17 protein-coding genes and 2 riboswitches are annotated in these 15,693 nt (G+C 52.3%); all 17 genes read right to left on the bottom strand.

The annotated features are described in order from the left end of the window. Nucleotides 1-7 precede the first annotated feature (7 nt). Nucleotides 8-1,207 (bottom strand): bifunctional 3,4-dihydroxy-2-butanone-4-phosphate synthase/GTP cyclohydrolase II, encoded by a 1,200-nt coding sequence (locus BLP91_RS07395; RefSeq protein WP_091568395.1) that lies wholly within the window; start codon nucleotides 1,205-1,207, stop codon nucleotides 8-10. Then, on the bottom strand, nucleotides 1,194-1,820 hold the full coding sequence (ribE, locus tag BLP91_RS07390; protein WP_091568393.1) for a riboflavin synthase: 627 nt from the start codon (nucleotides 1,818-1,820) through the stop codon (nucleotides 1,194-1,196). The genes BLP91_RS07395 and ribE overlap by 14 nt, the downstream gene beginning before the upstream one ends. A 4-nt stretch (nucleotides 1,821-1,824) precedes the next feature. Beyond that, nucleotides 1,825-2,943 carry a bifunctional diaminohydroxyphosphoribosylaminopyrimidine deaminase/5-amino-6-(5-phosphoribosylamino)uracil reductase RibD gene (gene ribD, locus BLP91_RS07385; RefSeq protein ID WP_281220475.1) on the bottom strand — a complete coding sequence of 373 codons (1,119 nt, stop codon included), beginning with the start codon at nucleotides 2,941-2,943 and terminating at the stop codon, nucleotides 1,825-1,827. Between the two features lie 192 nt (nucleotides 2,944-3,135). Beyond that, nucleotides 3,136-3,272, bottom strand: a riboswitch (FMN riboswitch). A gap of 105 nt (nucleotides 3,273-3,377) precedes the next feature. Next, complete coding sequence (locus BLP91_RS07380) at nucleotides 3,378-4,331, bottom strand: COX15/CtaA family protein (protein ID WP_091568390.1); 954 nt, start codon at nucleotides 4,329-4,331, stop codon at nucleotides 3,378-3,380. A 143-nt stretch (nucleotides 4,332-4,474) separates the two neighbouring features. After that, complete coding sequence (locus BLP91_RS07375) at nucleotides 4,475-5,551, bottom strand: murein hydrolase activator EnvC family protein (RefSeq protein ID WP_143003496.1); 1,077 nt, start codon at nucleotides 5,549-5,551, stop codon at nucleotides 4,475-4,477. A gap of 258 nt (nucleotides 5,552-5,809) precedes the next feature. Next, nucleotides 5,810-7,135: a diaminopimelate decarboxylase gene (lysA, locus tag BLP91_RS07370; protein WP_091568387.1), complete on the bottom strand. Its 1,326-nt coding sequence runs from the start codon at nucleotides 7,133-7,135 to the stop codon at nucleotides 5,810-5,812. Nucleotides 7,136-7,206: 71 nt separating this feature from the next. Then, a riboswitch (Lysine riboswitch) is annotated at nucleotides 7,207-7,380 on the bottom strand. An 89-nt stretch (nucleotides 7,381-7,469) separates the two neighbouring features. Next, a complete protein-coding gene (gene spoVAEA / locus BLP91_RS07360) occupies nucleotides 7,470-8,045 on the bottom strand; it encodes a stage V sporulation protein SpoVABEA (protein WP_091568382.1) in 576 nt (191 codons plus the stop codon). 3 nt (nucleotides 8,046-8,048) lie between these two features. Then, a complete protein-coding gene (gene spoVAE, locus BLP91_RS07355; protein WP_091568379.1) occupies nucleotides 8,049-8,402 on the bottom strand; it encodes a stage V sporulation protein AE in 354 nt (117 codons plus the stop codon). A 25-nt stretch (nucleotides 8,403-8,427) separates the two neighbouring features. After that, nucleotides 8,428-8,844 (bottom strand): stage V sporulation protein AB, encoded by a 417-nt coding sequence (locus BLP91_RS07350; RefSeq protein WP_091568374.1) that lies wholly within the window; start codon nucleotides 8,842-8,844, stop codon nucleotides 8,428-8,430. Further along, nucleotides 8,828-9,451: a stage V sporulation protein AA gene (locus BLP91_RS07345; protein ID WP_091568371.1), complete on the bottom strand. Its 624-nt coding sequence runs from the start codon at nucleotides 9,449-9,451 to the stop codon at nucleotides 8,828-8,830. Before BLP91_RS07345 ends, BLP91_RS07350 begins: the two co-directional genes overlap by 17 nt. 81 nt (nucleotides 9,452-9,532) lie before the next feature. Further along, the gene (gene sigF, locus BLP91_RS07340) at nucleotides 9,533-10,300 is read right to left on the bottom strand and encodes an RNA polymerase sporulation sigma factor SigF (RefSeq protein ID WP_091568368.1); all 768 of its coding nucleotides are present in this window, start codon (nucleotides 10,298-10,300) and stop codon (nucleotides 9,533-9,535) included. A 9-nt stretch (nucleotides 10,301-10,309) separates the two neighbouring features. Continuing rightward, nucleotides 10,310-10,765 carry an anti-sigma F factor gene (gene spoIIAB / locus BLP91_RS07335; RefSeq protein ID WP_091568365.1) on the bottom strand — a complete coding sequence of 152 codons (456 nt, stop codon included), beginning with the start codon at nucleotides 10,763-10,765 and terminating at the stop codon, nucleotides 10,310-10,312. Continuing rightward, entirely contained in the window at nucleotides 10,762-11,115 is a 354-nt protein-coding gene (gene spoIIAA, locus BLP91_RS07330) for an anti-sigma F factor antagonist (RefSeq protein WP_091568363.1), read from the bottom strand. The genes spoIIAB and spoIIAA overlap by 4 nt, the downstream gene beginning before the upstream one ends. 149 nt (nucleotides 11,116-11,264) lie before the next feature. Beyond that, nucleotides 11,265-11,978, bottom strand: coding sequence for an MOSC domain-containing protein (locus BLP91_RS07325; protein WP_245662192.1), 714 nt, complete (start codon nucleotides 11,976-11,978; stop codon nucleotides 11,265-11,267). Between the two features lie 224 nt (nucleotides 11,979-12,202). Further along, nucleotides 12,203-13,387, bottom strand: coding sequence for a D-alanyl-D-alanine carboxypeptidase family protein (locus BLP91_RS07320; protein WP_091568360.1), 1,185 nt, complete (start codon nucleotides 13,385-13,387; stop codon nucleotides 12,203-12,205). 112 nt (nucleotides 13,388-13,499) lie between these two features. Then, nucleotides 13,500-14,825, bottom strand: a complete 1,326-nt coding sequence (locus BLP91_RS07315; protein ID WP_091568358.1) for a pyrimidine-nucleoside phosphorylase — start codon at nucleotides 14,823-14,825, stop codon at nucleotides 13,500-13,502. After that, nucleotides 14,825-15,652, bottom strand: coding sequence for a purine-nucleoside phosphorylase (locus tag BLP91_RS07310; protein WP_091568355.1), 828 nt, complete (start codon nucleotides 15,650-15,652; stop codon nucleotides 14,825-14,827). The genes BLP91_RS07315 and BLP91_RS07310 overlap by 1 nt, the downstream gene beginning before the upstream one ends. Nucleotides 15,653-15,693 lie beyond the last annotated feature (41 nt).

The raw sequence follows: 15,693 nt of genomic DNA, 5'->3' as shown, positions 1-15,693 counted from the left end.
GTCTGATTTAAAAATGAAGCATGTGTCCCAACTTGCTCTTCTTGGTTTTAAGATATTTTTCATTATCCGGCAACACCGGCATTTGGATGGGAACTACTTCAGTAACTTCCAATCCATACCCCTTCAATCCGGTGATCTTACGCGGGTTGTTGGTCAAAAGTCGCATTTTACGGACACCGAGGTCCCGCAAAATCTGAGCACCGATCCCGTACTCCCTCAGATCCGGCCGGAAGCCCAGCTCTAAATTGGCCTCGACCGTATCCAATCCCTCTTCCTGCAGCTTGTAGGCCTTCAATTTATTTAACAATCCAATGCCTCGGCCTTCCTGCCGCATATAGAGAAGAACGCCGCTCCCTTCCTGCTCGATTTGGCTGAGGGCTGCATGGAGTTGGGGACCGCAGTCACAACGGTGGGAACCAAACACATCCCCTGTCAAGCATTCGGAGTGGACCCTAACCATCACCGGTTGTTCCGGATCGATCGTTCCTTTGACCAAAGCGACATGTTCTTGTTCATCCACTTCGTTTTGATACCCGTAGGCGGTAAAGTCGCCAAATTCCGTGGGCAATCGGGTCGATACCACCCGCTCCACCAACTTCTCCTTCCGATTGCGATAACGAATCAAATCCTGGATGGTGATCATCTTGAGATCATGTTCCCGAGCGATCTCCACCAGATCGGGAACCCGGGCCATGTTGCCGTCTTCCTTGATCACTTCACAAATCACCGCTGCAGGATAAGCGCCGCACAACCGGGCCAGATCCACTCCCGCTTCTGTATGGCCGGCTCGGCGAAGGACGCCGCCTTTTTTGGCGATCAGGGGAAAGATGTGGCCGGGACGACGAAAATCGCTGCCCTTGGTAGCGGGATCGATTAGAGCTTTCACCGTTGCCGAACGTTCATGGGCGGATATACCAGTAGTGCTGCTCATATGATCCACCGAGACGGTGAAAGCCGTTTCGTGGGTATCCGTATTGTGTTGAACCATCAGCGGCAATTCCAGTTCCTCCGCCCGTTCTTCCGTAATAGGGGCACAGACCAGCCCCCGACCGTGGGTGATCATGAAATTAATCACTTCTGGGGAGGCCTTTTCGGCCAGAGCGATAAAATCCCCTTCGTTTTCTCGGTCTTCATCATCAACCACGATCACGACTCCGCCTTGCATCAGTTCATAAATCGCTTCTTCGATGGTATCAAAATGACTCATCCCGTCCATCTCCTTTTCCTTCGATCCAACCCGCCGACAATTTGGCCACATACTTACCGATCATGTCACATTCAATATTGACTCGATCTCCGGGGCGCGCCTCCTGCAACTGAGTCATCTCCAGAGTGTGGGGGATGATGGAGACAGTAAACGCCTCGGGTTCCGCTTTCACGATGGTCAGGCTGATGCCGTTTACCGCCACGGAACCTTTGTCCACCATCCAACGCGTCAGCTCTTCGGGGACCTGGATCCGAAACAGCACCGCATTCTCATCCGGTGTGCGGGAGAGAATGTGGCCGACACCGTCCACATGTCCCTGGACAAAATGGCCACCCAACCGGTCACCGGCTGCCAGCGCCCGTTCCAGGTTGACCGATGAGCCGACGACCAGATCACCCAGGTTGGATTTATCCATCGTTTCCGGCATCACATCGGTAGAAAAATAGTCTGAACCAAAATCAGTAACCGTTAGACACACACCATTGACGGCGATGCTGTCGCCTGTGGCCACACCTTCCAACACCTTGCGGCAGGAGACCGTCAACCGCATCGCGTTGCCTGCCCGGTCCATCGACCCGATGCGCCCTGTCTCTTCCACGAGTCCCGTAAACATGTCATTACCTCCTTCTTTCTCGCTGCGGATATCCCGTCAGACAAAAGTCTTCCCCGACTCGGCTGAGAGACACATCCGTCAGGTTCAGGGCTTCACTCATCCGTTCAGGTCCGACACCATCGACAGCAGTGGGGCTCTCCTTGCCGCCTAAAATTTTGGGTGCGATGAAGAAGGCTACTTTATTCACCCAACCTTCCCGAAGGAGCGAGGCATTCAATTCCCCTCCGCTCTCCGCCAAGACGGAAACGATCCCTTCTTCGCCCAGGATCCCGAACATAGAAGTGAGATCCACCCGTGGTCCTTTTCCCGTACGAAAGACCCGAAGGCCGCGCTCTTTCAGCAACTCTTCCTTCTTCCGATCAGCGGCATCGGTAGTAAAAACCCAGGTAGGTCCTTCCTTGACATCAATCAAGGGGGAATCCACAGGCATCCGGAGGCGGCTGTCCACGACTAAGCGCAACGGCTGCTTTCCGCCGCCAGCGAGGCGAACGGTCAACCGCGGCCGATCGGCGAGGGCTGTTCCGGCTCCAACCAGGACTGCATCGTGTTGGTGGCGAAGACGGTGCACCTCGATCCGGGCTTCTTCCCCAGTGACCCACTGGCTGTCTCCTGTGGGGGCTGCCGTTTTCCCATCCAGGGTGATCGCTGTCTTTAACGTGACAAAAGGAAAACCGGTTCGGCGATGGTGAAAATACGCTTCATTGAGTCGATGACAAGGCCCCGACAAAATTCCGGTGGAAACATGGATACCCGCTTCCCGGAGGCGCCGAATCCCACCTCCGGACACCCGGGGATCGGGGTCGGTACTTCCGATCACCACCCGTACAATCCCCGATTGAATTGTTTTTTCCGTGCAGGGCGGGGTTTTTCCATAATGGTCGCATGGCTCCAGAGTCACATAGAGAGTAGCCCCCTTCGCCTCGTCACCGGCCATATCGAGCGCGTGCACTTCCGCATGGGGAGTTCCCGCTTTCAGATGAGCGCCGGAACCTATTAACTGGCCATCTTTCACCACCACCGCACCGACCAGAGGATTGGGAGACGTCTGTCCCTGGGCGGACGCCGCCAACCGCAAAGCCAGATCCATCCAACGCTCATCCTCCGTACGGATTTCATCCGTCACAGCCCTCTCCCCCTTTCCTTCACTTATCGGAAATCAAAAAAAGCCCTTAATCCCAGGGCTTTTCATTGGATGACGGATATACAGGGACGCCACACGGAATTTCAGGCACAGGGCATATACCCTGAACTGTATGCCGAAAAAAAGCATACAAAGCCCAGGACCTGTTGGGTTCCGCGTACGTCCAGGTTCCGTTTTATCCTTCTCCCATCCAGACTTTGACTGTCGGCTCCGGAGTTGCACCGGATCCACCGCTGATGCGGGTCACGGACTGAGGAGGATGAACCTCCATCACCGCCGGTCGGGATTTTCACCCAGCCCCGAAGGATCTTTTAGGAAACATGGAAATGAAATTTTTTGTCCGCCAAGGGCGGGAACATCACAGGATCGAAAAAGTGACGGCAATCTAGCCGTCATTATTATCATACCACAAATTCTTATTTTTGGGGCAGCGTCTTTGTCGTTGGGGTCGAAGTCCAATCCGGTTTCCAGGGAGGGCCGATCTGCATGCAAAGATAGCAGATGACTGAGAAAAAGATGGATATCAATGTGGTATGAACAAGCGCGATGGTCAACTCCAATTTGGTGAGAACGATCGCCCCTCCGGTCACGACTTGCAGGGCCGTCAGCATGAAGGACCACCAAGCTCCCCGAACCAAGTCTTTACGTTCGGGGTATTGTTTTTTTACCGCCCACAGCAGCCAGATCGTAATCAGAAATAAAAGACCGGCCATCCAACGGTGGGTCAATTGGATGCCCATCTGATCCGTCAGACCGGGTAGCCATTGTCCCCCACACAGGGGCCAATCGGCACAACCCAAACTGGAACCGGTATGGCGAACATAAGCCCCCGTATAGACCACGATATAGGTGTAGACCGCCAGCCCCCAAATCGATGTCTTCATTCCTTTGGAGATCGGGGGGCCCGCTGTAGGTTGAGCCGGTTCTACATTGCGGCCGAGCTGGAACAACACCACAGACAGCAAAGCCACACTGGCAAAAGAAAGCAGAGAAAGCCCGAAATGAAGCGCCAAAATAGCGTCGGACTGTCCCCAGACAACGGCGGCAGCTCCCATCAATCCTTGCAGCACGATGAAAAAGATGCTGTTAAATGCGAGGAATTTGACCGTCCATTGATTGCGGTAGGCCAGCCAAGCCCAAACCGACACAATCACGACGACTAGACCGACCAACCCGGATACGATCCGGTGACTATATTCGATCCACAATTCCAAGGTATGATAACTGGGAAGCACTTCTCCGTGGCAAAAAGGCCAGGTATTTCCGCACCCATCTTCGGACCCGGTTTTCGTCACCAAGGCTCCCATCAAGAGGATCAGGAAGGTACCCGCTACCCCCAGCACGGAAAACCCTCGAAGAAAACGATTCATGATCTAAAACCCCCTCTCTCATTTCTCAGGGTTGTCGCAAACCATTTTAACACAGAAGGATTCCGCCTAACCCTTCCGGAGCTAAAGAGGCACAAATTCTCCACAGAAAAAGCTTCTCCCCTGTTGGGAAGAAGCTTTTTCTATCATTCCAAGTAGGGCCATGGATTGGTATAGTTCCCGGGCGACCCTTTATGAACTTCAAAGTGAAGGTGGGAACCAGTGGAACGGCCGTTGTTGCCAACCGAAGCGATCTGCTGGCCTTTCTTTACTACATCTCCCACGGAGACCCTGGATTGCCAGGACCACATATGGGCATATAGCGAAAACACGCCGCCGCCGTGGTCGATCATGATGTAATAGCCATAACCGCAGCTACAACTTTGGGCTCGGATCACCCGACCGTTGGCCGCAGCGTAGATCGGAGTGGAGGTGTTGCCGTCAAAATCGATTCCCGTGTGGAACTCCCCACCCCTGGGTCCATAACCAGAGGTCACCGCACCATTTACCGGTTTCTGCAGGGGACCTTGGTATGGGAAATTGCCAGCTTTTAAATGCTCCAGGTTTAACTGGGATAAGGTTTTGCGGTAGTCCATCTCTTTTTCTTTCAGCTGGGATAGGGTGGATTCATGTTTCTCCAACAAAGCGGTCATCTTTTCATATTTCTTGCGAGCCTTCTTGGTCTTTTCCTCCACTTTTTTCCTTGCTTGACGGATCTCGTTTCGGGCCTTTTCCGCTTTTTCTTTTTGTTCATAGTACTCCTTGACCACCTCGAAATCTTGCTTGATGATCAAACGGAGCACCTCAAAGCGAGCCAGGAACTGCTCGAAGGAACTAGCTGTCAAAAGCGACTGCATCTGATTGGAGCCGCCATGGATGTACATCGATCGAACGCTGGACTTGTATTGATCATCTACTTTATCCAGCTCTTCTTTTGCATCCTTCAGCTTTTCCTTGGCTTTCTCTTCCTTCTTTTTCGCCTTTTCAAGATCCTCTTCCAGCGGCTTCAGTTCCTTTTTGTATTTGTCGACGGTCTTTTTCACTTTCTCGATCTCAGCTTTGGTTGCCTTCTGTTCCTTCTGGTTGTCCTTTAAATCCTGCTTTACCTCATCCTCTTTATCTGCATAGACGAGATTCGTCGGCCAGATGGAGAAGGCTAATGCCAGTGATGCCGTGATCGAGATCGCCGACCGTTTCCACCCGCCCTCTCCCTGAGATTTCAAAACCTTATCACCCTTTCCGTTGCGGAATCACCGGTTGTCCTTCTCATAAGACGACAAAAAATGCAAAACTGTTCGCTATGTACGAAAAAGACATCCGGTCAAACATTCTTCCTGCTAGGAAGAGGCCTAGTTGATAGTATACTAGAGGTGGTTCAATTCCTTCAATATGGAAAAGTGCAGGGTGAAAACACAACCAATGATCGACCCCCTCTACCTTTCGATATAGAAAAAAGCGCCCTAAAAAAGGCGCTCTCTTTTTTATTCCACCGGTTCTACCGCCATCATCCGTTCAGGAATCCGATCGTTTTGCAAAAGATCATCTAACCGTTCCCGCTGCACCACGAGATCCGCTTGACCATCTCGTACGAACACCACAGCGGGGCGGCGGAGACGATTGTAATTATTGGCCATGGAATAATTGTAGGCACCGGTGGACAGCACCGCCAACACATCCCCGGTCTCCACTTTGGGCACATCTAAATCCCAGATTAACATATCCCCGGATTCGCATAGTTTACCAGCGACAGATATACGTTCTTGCGGTGTTTCTGCCGCCCGATTAGCCACGATCGCTTCATAGGTGGCTTGATAGAGAGCAGGGCGAGGATTATCGTTCATTCCGCCGTCTACCGCAACATATTTCCGAATCCCGGGTACTTCCTTAGTCGAGCCTACGCGATAGAGGGTGGTTCCGGCCTCTCCCACGATACTCCGGCCCGGCTCCAACCATATTTCCGGACACGTTTCACCGGAAAAACCGGCCCGAATCTCTTCAGCAATCGCAGAAACATATTCTTCTATCGGAATCGGCCGATCGCTCGCCTGATAACGGATGCCAAATCCTCCGCCGAGATTGAGAATCCGGGGATGAAACCCAAAGACCGCCCGACTCTCCCGGGTTAACGCAGCCATTTTTTGCACTGCCAGGCGAAAACCTTCCGCTCCAAAAATTTGCGAACCAATGTGACAATGAAATCCATCCAATTGAAGCCTTTCCGATTGAAGCGATTGTTGGATCGCCCGTTTTACCTGACCATTACCCAGATCGAAACCAAACTTGGAGTCTTCTTGACCGGTCTGAATGTAATCATGGGTATGGGCTTCCACTCCGGGGGTGGTTCGAAGCAAGATGCGCACGGTAATCCCTTCACGTTGAGCCAGGGAGTTCAGCAGGGAAAGTTCGGTGAAATTATCCACCACAAACCAACCGATCCCCGCTTTTAAGCCCATCTCCAGTTCTTCCGGTGTCTTGTTGTTTCCGTGAAAATAGATCCGTTCCGGGGGAAAGTTAGCTTTTAAGGCAGTATACAATTCACCGTCGGAAACCACATCCAGGTACAGTCCTTCTTCCTCCACTAGACGGCACATGGCCAAGGTGCTGAAGGCTTTGCTGGCATAGGCCACTTGGAAAGAGAGTCCTGTTTTGCGGAAGGCATTGATAAAGGCACGCATCCGCTCCCGGATCATCTGTTCATCCATCACATATAGCGGCGTCCCAAAGCGCCTGCTCAAATCGACGCTGTCCACCCCGCCGATCTCGAGATGCCCCTGTTCGTTGATACGGCTGGTTCCCCTCAGCTGCATGAAAAGCTCTCCTCTCCTATCAAATAAAAAAAGCAACGGACGAAGACGTCTGTCGCTTTTTGAACAGTCTTCCTCACGGTAGCGCTCCGCGGCTCGACCGCGGCAGCCGACTCCTTTTTCAGCAAGCCGACCAGCGAGGGCGGTTGCGGCAGCCACCCACACTTCGGCAGAACGCCCTTTTCCGCCCTTTCCTCGATGCCCTTCTCCGGGACGGTACTGATGCGTTCCGCGCCTCTACTCATAGGAGATGAATCCATGTAATGAGTACCGAGCATTTTGTTTTTAATAAGACTACCATAATCGATTCCCGCTGCCAAGAGACATTTCACCCAACTTATTCCGTCGGGCTGTCCTTGTGATAATCGAGTATCATTCGCACAGCTTTAGTGGTTACAGGGGCCCCCCACAGAGGGTCATCATAGTGATCCATTTTACCCACATCTCCCACTCCGATGATAATCGGCACTTGATGTGCGTTGAGTACATCAAGCGTATCACCGAAGATATGCAAAGGAGCATCGATCATTTCCAACCCGTCTTTATCCACACTGCTTTCCACGATCCGTCCTTCTCGGTCCAAAGCGATATCCACCGGTGTCCCTTGTACCGGATAACAATTGGAAGCGACTGCTACCACCCCCAGCACTTCCACTTCAGGATGCCTCATCACGTACTCCAGGGCTTGTTCCCCGCGTCCTTTTCCCGCTGATCCGCTGTCATCAAACATCACCAATACCGGATCATGTGCAGCCATTTGGATCTGTTCCACCAACTCCAGCCCAGTCAGGGGAGTGGGATTGCCGGCGGAAGCAGAAATACAGCGACCTCCCACCTGACGAGCCACCTCTTCCACAGTCTCCTTGGCCACCCGATCTCCATCAGTGATCAAAATTACCTGTCTCGGAGCCACCGCTTATCCCCTCGGTCGAAAGATCAGAGCGGTTAAAAAGCCGAAAAGTACGGCGGCGGAAATCCCCGCGCTGGTAATTTCAAATATCCCCGACAACACACCGATAAATCCGCTGGTTTTCGCTTCGGACAGGGCACCGTGAACCAAGGAGTTCCCAAAACTGGTGATTGGAACCGTCGCTCCGGCACCGGCAAATTTGATCAGAGGTTCATACCAACCCAATCCGTCTAACACCGCACCGCCTACCACCAATGTGCTCAATACATGGGCCGGTGTCATCTCCGTGAGATCAAGCAACAATTGGCCGATCACACAGATCAGACCACCGACTAGAAATGCAGACCAAAAAGAACCCATCTGACATACCTCCCTTACGTCATCCTTAGAAGATCAACCACTGGAACAGAGACCCGGCCACCTTCCCCAGCACCATCGCCATCAACAGCCAGAAAATCCTGGATTCCATACGGATTCGTTTGGCCAGAATCGGTAACACATTGACCACTTCCGTAAGGGCGCCGGTTAGAAAGCCGACGAAAGTACCGCATAACAACCCGATGAACCCGGTTGCAACAGGCAGCAGGGAAAAAATCCATCCCCGAAAGTCAGCCAGTGTGAACAGGAGCGCCCCCATCACCAAAGCTGTTTCATACCATGGCACCCGTTTTCGGGTTCGGGTCATAGCCGTTAATCGGGGGACGATATCCAACACTGTCAAAAAGGCGACAAAACCACTGCCTACAGCCACTCCTCCCGCTAATCCAATAAAGGCTAACAGGAAGCTATCCAAAAGGGACACGAGGACCTCTCCGTTTTTGTGATTTCTCGTGATCAATCACATACTGGTCGATATTTTCCTGATACAGAAAAACTTCCAATTCCAGTGGACTGGGCTCATCATTCAATTTTCGCTTAAACACATGGTTGAAAAAGAGCACCATCCCTAAACCGATACCTAAGGAGTAAGGGATTTGCAGGATGAGCGGCCGATCGTTGTACGCTCCGGTAACCAGATAATAGATTCGCTGGTGGACTTGCTCCATACTGACATCTGTATGGAAATTCATGATCGCCAATCCGGAACCCACAAATAACAGCGCCCACACCCCCGCCAAGGCAAACCAACGAGGCACAGGTTCTGGTGTCTTAAATTCCACCAGTGTTTGGGGAGGACCGATGGTGTGGATGTCCAAGGCCGGTTCTTTTTCGCGGATCACTTGAAGCACCTCCATCAGTTCCACCACGGCCATATTCCCCTCTGTCTTCCCGAACCGGGCGACCGGGATCCCTTCGAACGCTTCCTTGCCTTCAGCCAAGATATCAGCCACGTCACCCACCCGCAGCAGCTGGCCGGGGAGTGCCTGAACTCGCTTTTTCATCTGAAGAAAAGCCTGTTCGGAGGCCATCGGCGTTCCCTCCCATCACCGGTCGCCTATAGTATGCGATATCTGTAAACCGGCCATACAAAAAAGCCCCCTAGGGGGCTGTCATCCACTTTCCGTGTCGTCGATCGATTCCCTCATCCGATGGATAATCTTCTTTTCTAAGCGGGAAACCTGCACTTGCGAGATCCCGAGACGGTCCGCCACCTCGCTTTGCGTCTGATCTTTGAAAAAGCGGAGAAAAACGATCAAACGCTCCCGTTCGTTCAAGCGGTTAATCGCTTGCTTGAGTGCGATTTTGTCAAACCAGCTTTCCTCCGACTCGTCGGCTATTTGATCCATCAACGTGATCGGATCCCCATCATTCTCAAACACCGTTTCATGGATCGACGCGGGGGAACGGTTGGCTTCCTGAGCGAAGACGATCTCCTCCGCCGCCACCCCCATCTCTTCTGCCAACTCGTGGACTGTCGGAGCGCGGCCCAGTTTTTTGGCCAATTCATCCTTATGTTTTCGCACCCGGTTGGATAACTCTTTCAAAGAACGACTAACCTTCACCATGCCATCGTCACGTAGAAACCGCTGAATCTCCCCGATAATCATCGGGACCGCGTAGGTGGAAAACTTGACATCGTAATTCAGGTCAAATTTGTCCACCGCCTTTAACAGGCCGATACACCCGATTTGGAACAAATCTTCCGCCTCATAACCCCGGTTGAGAAAGCGTTGTACCACCGACCAGACCAGACGAATATTGTGCTTGATCAACCGGTCCCGGGCATCCGTATCCCCCTGTTGGCTCTTGTCGATCAGCGATTTCACTTCACGATCGGACAAATGCTTATGCCGCGAATTACGCACATCGGAATCCATGGGCAACCCTCAGTTTCCTATGGCCTGGCGGTGGGTTTTCAGCTTTTTGACGAGGCGGATCCGGGTCCCTTTTCCCACAGAAGAGGCAATTTCCACTTGATCCATAAAATTTTCCATAATGGTGAATCCCATCCCGGAACGTTCCAGTTCCGGTTTTGAGGTGTAAAGGGGTTGTCGGGCTTGCTCCACGTCGTCGATCCCCACCCCTTGATCCTCGATCAAAATACTGACCTGGTCATTCTCAATATCCGTGCGGATGGTGATCACCCCGTCTGTTCTTTCTTCGTAGCCGTGGATCACCGCATTGGTCACCGCTTCCGACACGACGGTTTTGATATCCGTCAACTCCTCCATAGTTGGATCCAACTGTGAAACAAAGGAGGCCACCGCCACTCGGGCGAAGGATTCGTTTTCCGAACGACTGGCAAACTTCAGTTCCATATGGTTGGTATGTACATCAGTCATGACGCCACCCCGCAAACGTTGAGGGCTGTCTTCTCATCATCACACAATGGCAGAATTTTAAACATTCCCGACAGATCAAACAACCGATGAATGGAAGGTTGAATCGAGCAGATGACCATTTTGCCACCCATTTCTGAGACACGGCGATAGCGGCCCAAGATCACCCCGAGTCCCGAGCTGTCCATAAAGAAGAGATCGGACAGATTAAATATCAGGTGGGCATAAATTCCCTTGGACAGCTCTAAGTCAATCCGTTCCCTGAGGCTGGCGGAGGTATGATGATCCAGCTCACCTGACAGACGGACCAGGAGAACGTGGTGATAATGAGAGACATCCACATGTAAGCTCATCTTTTTTTATTCACTCCTGTTCGACAGTGAAATCCGGTGTTGCTTTCCCTTTCTACAAGGTCTTAAATAGTCCCTCCTCTTTGACAAAACAAGAAAAAAGTCGGGAAAACCCGACATAAGAGGCTGGACACGTCTTCTCCCAGTAGAATTTATCCTTCATTTGGGCCGATTACGCGGTTGCGAATATCTGATTGATCCTCGCCCTGTGCTCGTTTGTATAACCTGTTCCGCCAGTTTGGAGCCAGAAGTTCACATTGAGCCAGTCTAGCTGCTGCTTGCAAATCTTGTTTTTGATGGTGCATCACATCGTTACATTTGGCAACCGTCCATTGGGGATACGGTCTCTCTAGCAGTTGAAGGGTGTGCCCTTCTTGAATCCAGCCTTCCTTAAGGACACGAAAATACCAGCCTGTCAAACCTTCCTGCTGAATTTGCAGGGCTAGATCTTTTATCTTCCAACGCCGTGCGGGTTTCCAACAAGGTTGCCTTGGTTGTGAAACTTGTACCATGATTTCTCCGATACGAAAAATATCTCCGATACATATGTCAGCCTCTGTCAGGTGTTGGACCGCTAAGTTTTCACCAAAGGCACCGATGCTAAAATCCGTTCGGTTCAACTTTTGTTGCCAATAAGAATAATGAGAAACAGGATAAGCAAATATTGCTTTTTCCGCTCCGCCATGGTGCTTTTTATCAGCTTGCCCATCCCCTTCAAGATTCGTTTTTCCCGCCCATATTTTTCCTTTTACGACATCCTTCACAATTCCACTTCTCCACTCGCGATCCATCGGCTCTGTTGACCCTTTTTGTCCAAATGTTTGTGGCTTTCCAACCATGATCCGTTGAATAACGGGTTGATTCAAACATATCGACTCCCAAATACTTGATGTTGCGCAATCGCCGCAGAACCATGCAAACAAGCCATTCTAGTGGCAACCAACACGGGCCCAAAATCAGAGGGCAGATGCTATCATCATTCTTCCCTGATCATATCCCCGTTAACACGTCGGTGTCCACAGCCATCACTGGTAAGCAGAAAAAATAAAGCTGTCGAGGTTCTCCGCCCCGACAGCCACGATCCGATCGTTTATGTTCCCGGTTCCGCTGGTGCCACCTCCGGTATAAAAAGCATGGCGCCCATGGTCCGCTTCAACGTTTTCCACAACCCTGCCCGGGGGATCTCCCGAGCCGACAGCAGTTTCAGCTCCGATAAAGTTTTTCCGTCCTTGATCACCTTAACCGTCCCGAGCACTTGTCCCTGACGAACCGGGGCATGGACATTTTTCCACTCCACCCTCGTTTGATAATCGTCAGGAGATTCTCCTTTTCGCATCAAGACGCTGAACTGACGTGGAGCCCGAACCTCGATCCGATTTTTCTCCCCTTTATCGACCCGTAAGTGACCGATCCACTCTCCTCGTTTATAAACCACCCGGTTGGTAAATTGGTTGAAGGCATAATCCAACATCCGGGTGATCTCCTGATTCCGAGCTTTTGCATCGGGTTCACCCATCACTACCGCGACCACCCGAAAATCTTTGCGTTTGGCGGTGGCAGACAGGCAGTATTTCGCTTTGTCCGTAAATCCTGTCTTCAGCCCGTCCATCCCCTCATAAAATTTCACCAGCCGATTGGTATTGACCAACCAGAAGGGATTTTTGGTTCCTTTACGGAGGTGATCGTCATAGATTCGCGTATATCGGGTCACTTGCTCGTGTTTCAACAATTCCCGCGACATGATAGCCACATCTTTGGCAGTGGTGTAGTGATCGTCCGCCGGCAGTCCGTTGGGATTTTGAAAGCGAGTATCCTTCATCCCCAATTCTTTGGCTCGCTTGTTCATCATGTCAACAAACGCATCCTCGGTGCCGGCGATATGCTCCGCTAAGGCGACGGAGGCATCATTGGCGCTGGCCACTGCCACTGCCTTTAGCAGATCTTTTAACTCCATCTGCTCGCCGGTCTCCAGATAAATCTGCGATCCACCCATCGACGAGGCATATTCACTGACACGTACCTTATCGCTGTAGGAGATCTTCCCCTTTTCCAGCGCTTCCATCACCAAAAGCAGGGTCATAATCTTGGTGATACTAGCGGGAGGGAGCTTCTCTCCACTGTTTTTCTCATATAAAACCGTTCCTGTATCCGCATCCAGCAGGATGGCCGATTTGGCCTTGGGAGCCAGACCCTTCTCCGAAGCCCAAGCATGCTTGGGAAGTACCGTTAAAGGCAGGCATAACAAAAGTGCCCAAACACACACACGTGATCGCATGAGGCTTCCCTCCTATTCATCGTACGCTTATTTTGAACAGGGAAAAGGAATTTATTCCAATTACGAGACAGAAAAACAGGCCGCAGAAATCGGCCTGTAAGGGAGAAGCGTTTTATCGTTTTTGAATCCCTGACTCCGTCACCAGAGCGCGGATCAGCGGGGGGGATTCCACAGGTTGATCTCCAAGGGAGATGGCCTGCAACAGCCGTTTCTCAACTTTTTCCGCCTGTTGGCGATCTGCAGCGTGCAACTCAGCTAAGAGTTCCCCCTGTTGGACCCGGTCTCCTACCTTTTTGTGGAGAACAATCCCCACCCCATGATCGATCGAAGCATCCTTCGTCGCCCGTCCAGCACCTAACTGCATGGCGCATAAGCCGATCGCTTCCGCATCCAGAGCGTCGACAACACCCGCGGCCGGAGCCGTCACCTCGATTTTGACCTCGGCGGCAGGCAGCTGCCCGGGGTCATCCAACACAGAGGCGTCACCCCCCTGTGCTTCCACAAAACGGCGTAAATAATCGAGAGCGGTGCCATCTGCCATCTTCTCACGCAACAGCTCCCGTGCTCCCTCTTCATCTGTGGCTCCCCCGGCAAGGGTGACCATCTGTGCGCCAAGCACCAGACACAATTCTGTCAAATCTGGCGGACCCTGTCCACGAAGCGTATCGATCGCTTCCTTCACTTCCAGGGCATTGCCCACCGCCCGTCCTAAGGGCTGGTTCATATCGCTAATCACTGCCATCGTTCGCCGCCCGACCCGAGTCCCGATCTCCACCATCGCCTGAGCCAGTTGAACCGCTTGCTCTTCTTCTTTCATAAATGCCCCGCTGCCGGTTTTCACATCTAAAACGATGCCGTCAGCACCGGCGGCAATTTTTTTACTCATGATGGAACTGGCGATCAACGGGATAGATTCAACTGATGCCGTCACATCCCGCAGAGCATACAGCTGTTTATCCGCCGGAGTCAGATCGGCGGTCTGTCCCATCACGGCCACCCCGAGATCGTTCACCTGGCGAATGAAGGCTTCTGTCGTCAGGGAGGTGTCAAATCCCGGGAAGGATTCCAGCTTATCGATGGTGCCTCCGGTATGTCCCAGGCCCCGCCCTGACAGTTTGGCCACCGGAACCCCAGCTGCCGCCACCAGCGGCGCCAGCACAAGCGTAGTGGTATCGCCCACGCCGCCAGTGCTATGTTTATCCACTTTGACGCCGCGGATCGGGGAAAGGTCCACCTGGTCACCGGATCGAACCATCTCCATGGTCAAATCTGCCGTTTCCCGGGGGGTCATTCCCTGAAAATATACCGCCATCGTCCAGGCGGACATCTGATAGTCGGGAATCTCCCCTTTAGCGTAGCCCCGGATCAAAAATTGGATCTCCTCCGATGTTAGTTCGTCGCCCTCCCGTTTTTTTCGGATGATTTCCACTGTGTTCATTATGGTGTCACCTCAGCAACTATTCCTTTTACCAAGCGGATAAAACGCGGTTTGATCCGGTTGGCCACCTCGACCACCTGCTCGTGGCTAAGCGCCTCCAACTCTTCGCCGATCGCCATATCCGTGACACAGGAGATGCCTAAGACGCGCAATCCGGCATGGTTAGCAGCCACCACTTCCGGAGCGGTCGACATACCCACAGCATCTCCACCCAGTTCCCGCAGCATGATCAACTCCGCCGGGGTCATATAAGCGGGTCCACTGATCGCCGCATATACGCCCTGTTGAAGGCGGATCCCCTGTTCCTCGGCTACTCGGCGGCAAAGCGCAGCCAGTTCCCGGTCATATGCCTGGGACATATCGGGGAAACGAGGACCCAAATGGGAATCATTGGGTCCGATCAAAGGATTGCTTCCGGTGAAATTGATATGATCTTGTATCAACATCAGATCCCCCGGACGAAAGGAAGGGTTCATCCCTCCACAAGCATTGGTGGCAATCAACATCCGGACGCCTAAGGCTTTCATCACATATACGGGAAAAACCACTTCCTGTTGGCTATAACCCTCATAAAAATGAAAGCGACCCCGCATCACCACCACCGTCTGACCGGAAAGACGACCGATCACCAACTGCCCGGCGTGCCCCTGCACGGTGGACTCTGGGAAGTGGGGGATCTGGGAATACTCGATCACCTCCGCCTCTTCAATATCATCCGCCAAATCCCCCAAACCGGAGCCGAGGATCATTCCGATCACCGGTTGATGGTTGGTCTTCTCTTGAATAAAACGGCAGGCTTCCTCAATCCGCTGCAACTGCTGCGCCATAGAGACTCTCCCCCTTTCCTTTTACCCCCTGTTCACCTTCT

This window comes from Melghirimyces thermohalophilus, from assembly GCF_900102685.1.
Classification (GTDB): domain Bacteria; phylum Bacillota; class Bacilli; order Thermoactinomycetales; family DSM-45169; genus Melghirimyces; species Melghirimyces thermohalophilus.
Note: the sequence above shows the minus strand (reverse complement) of the source record. Positions and strands in the feature narration are given on the sequence as shown.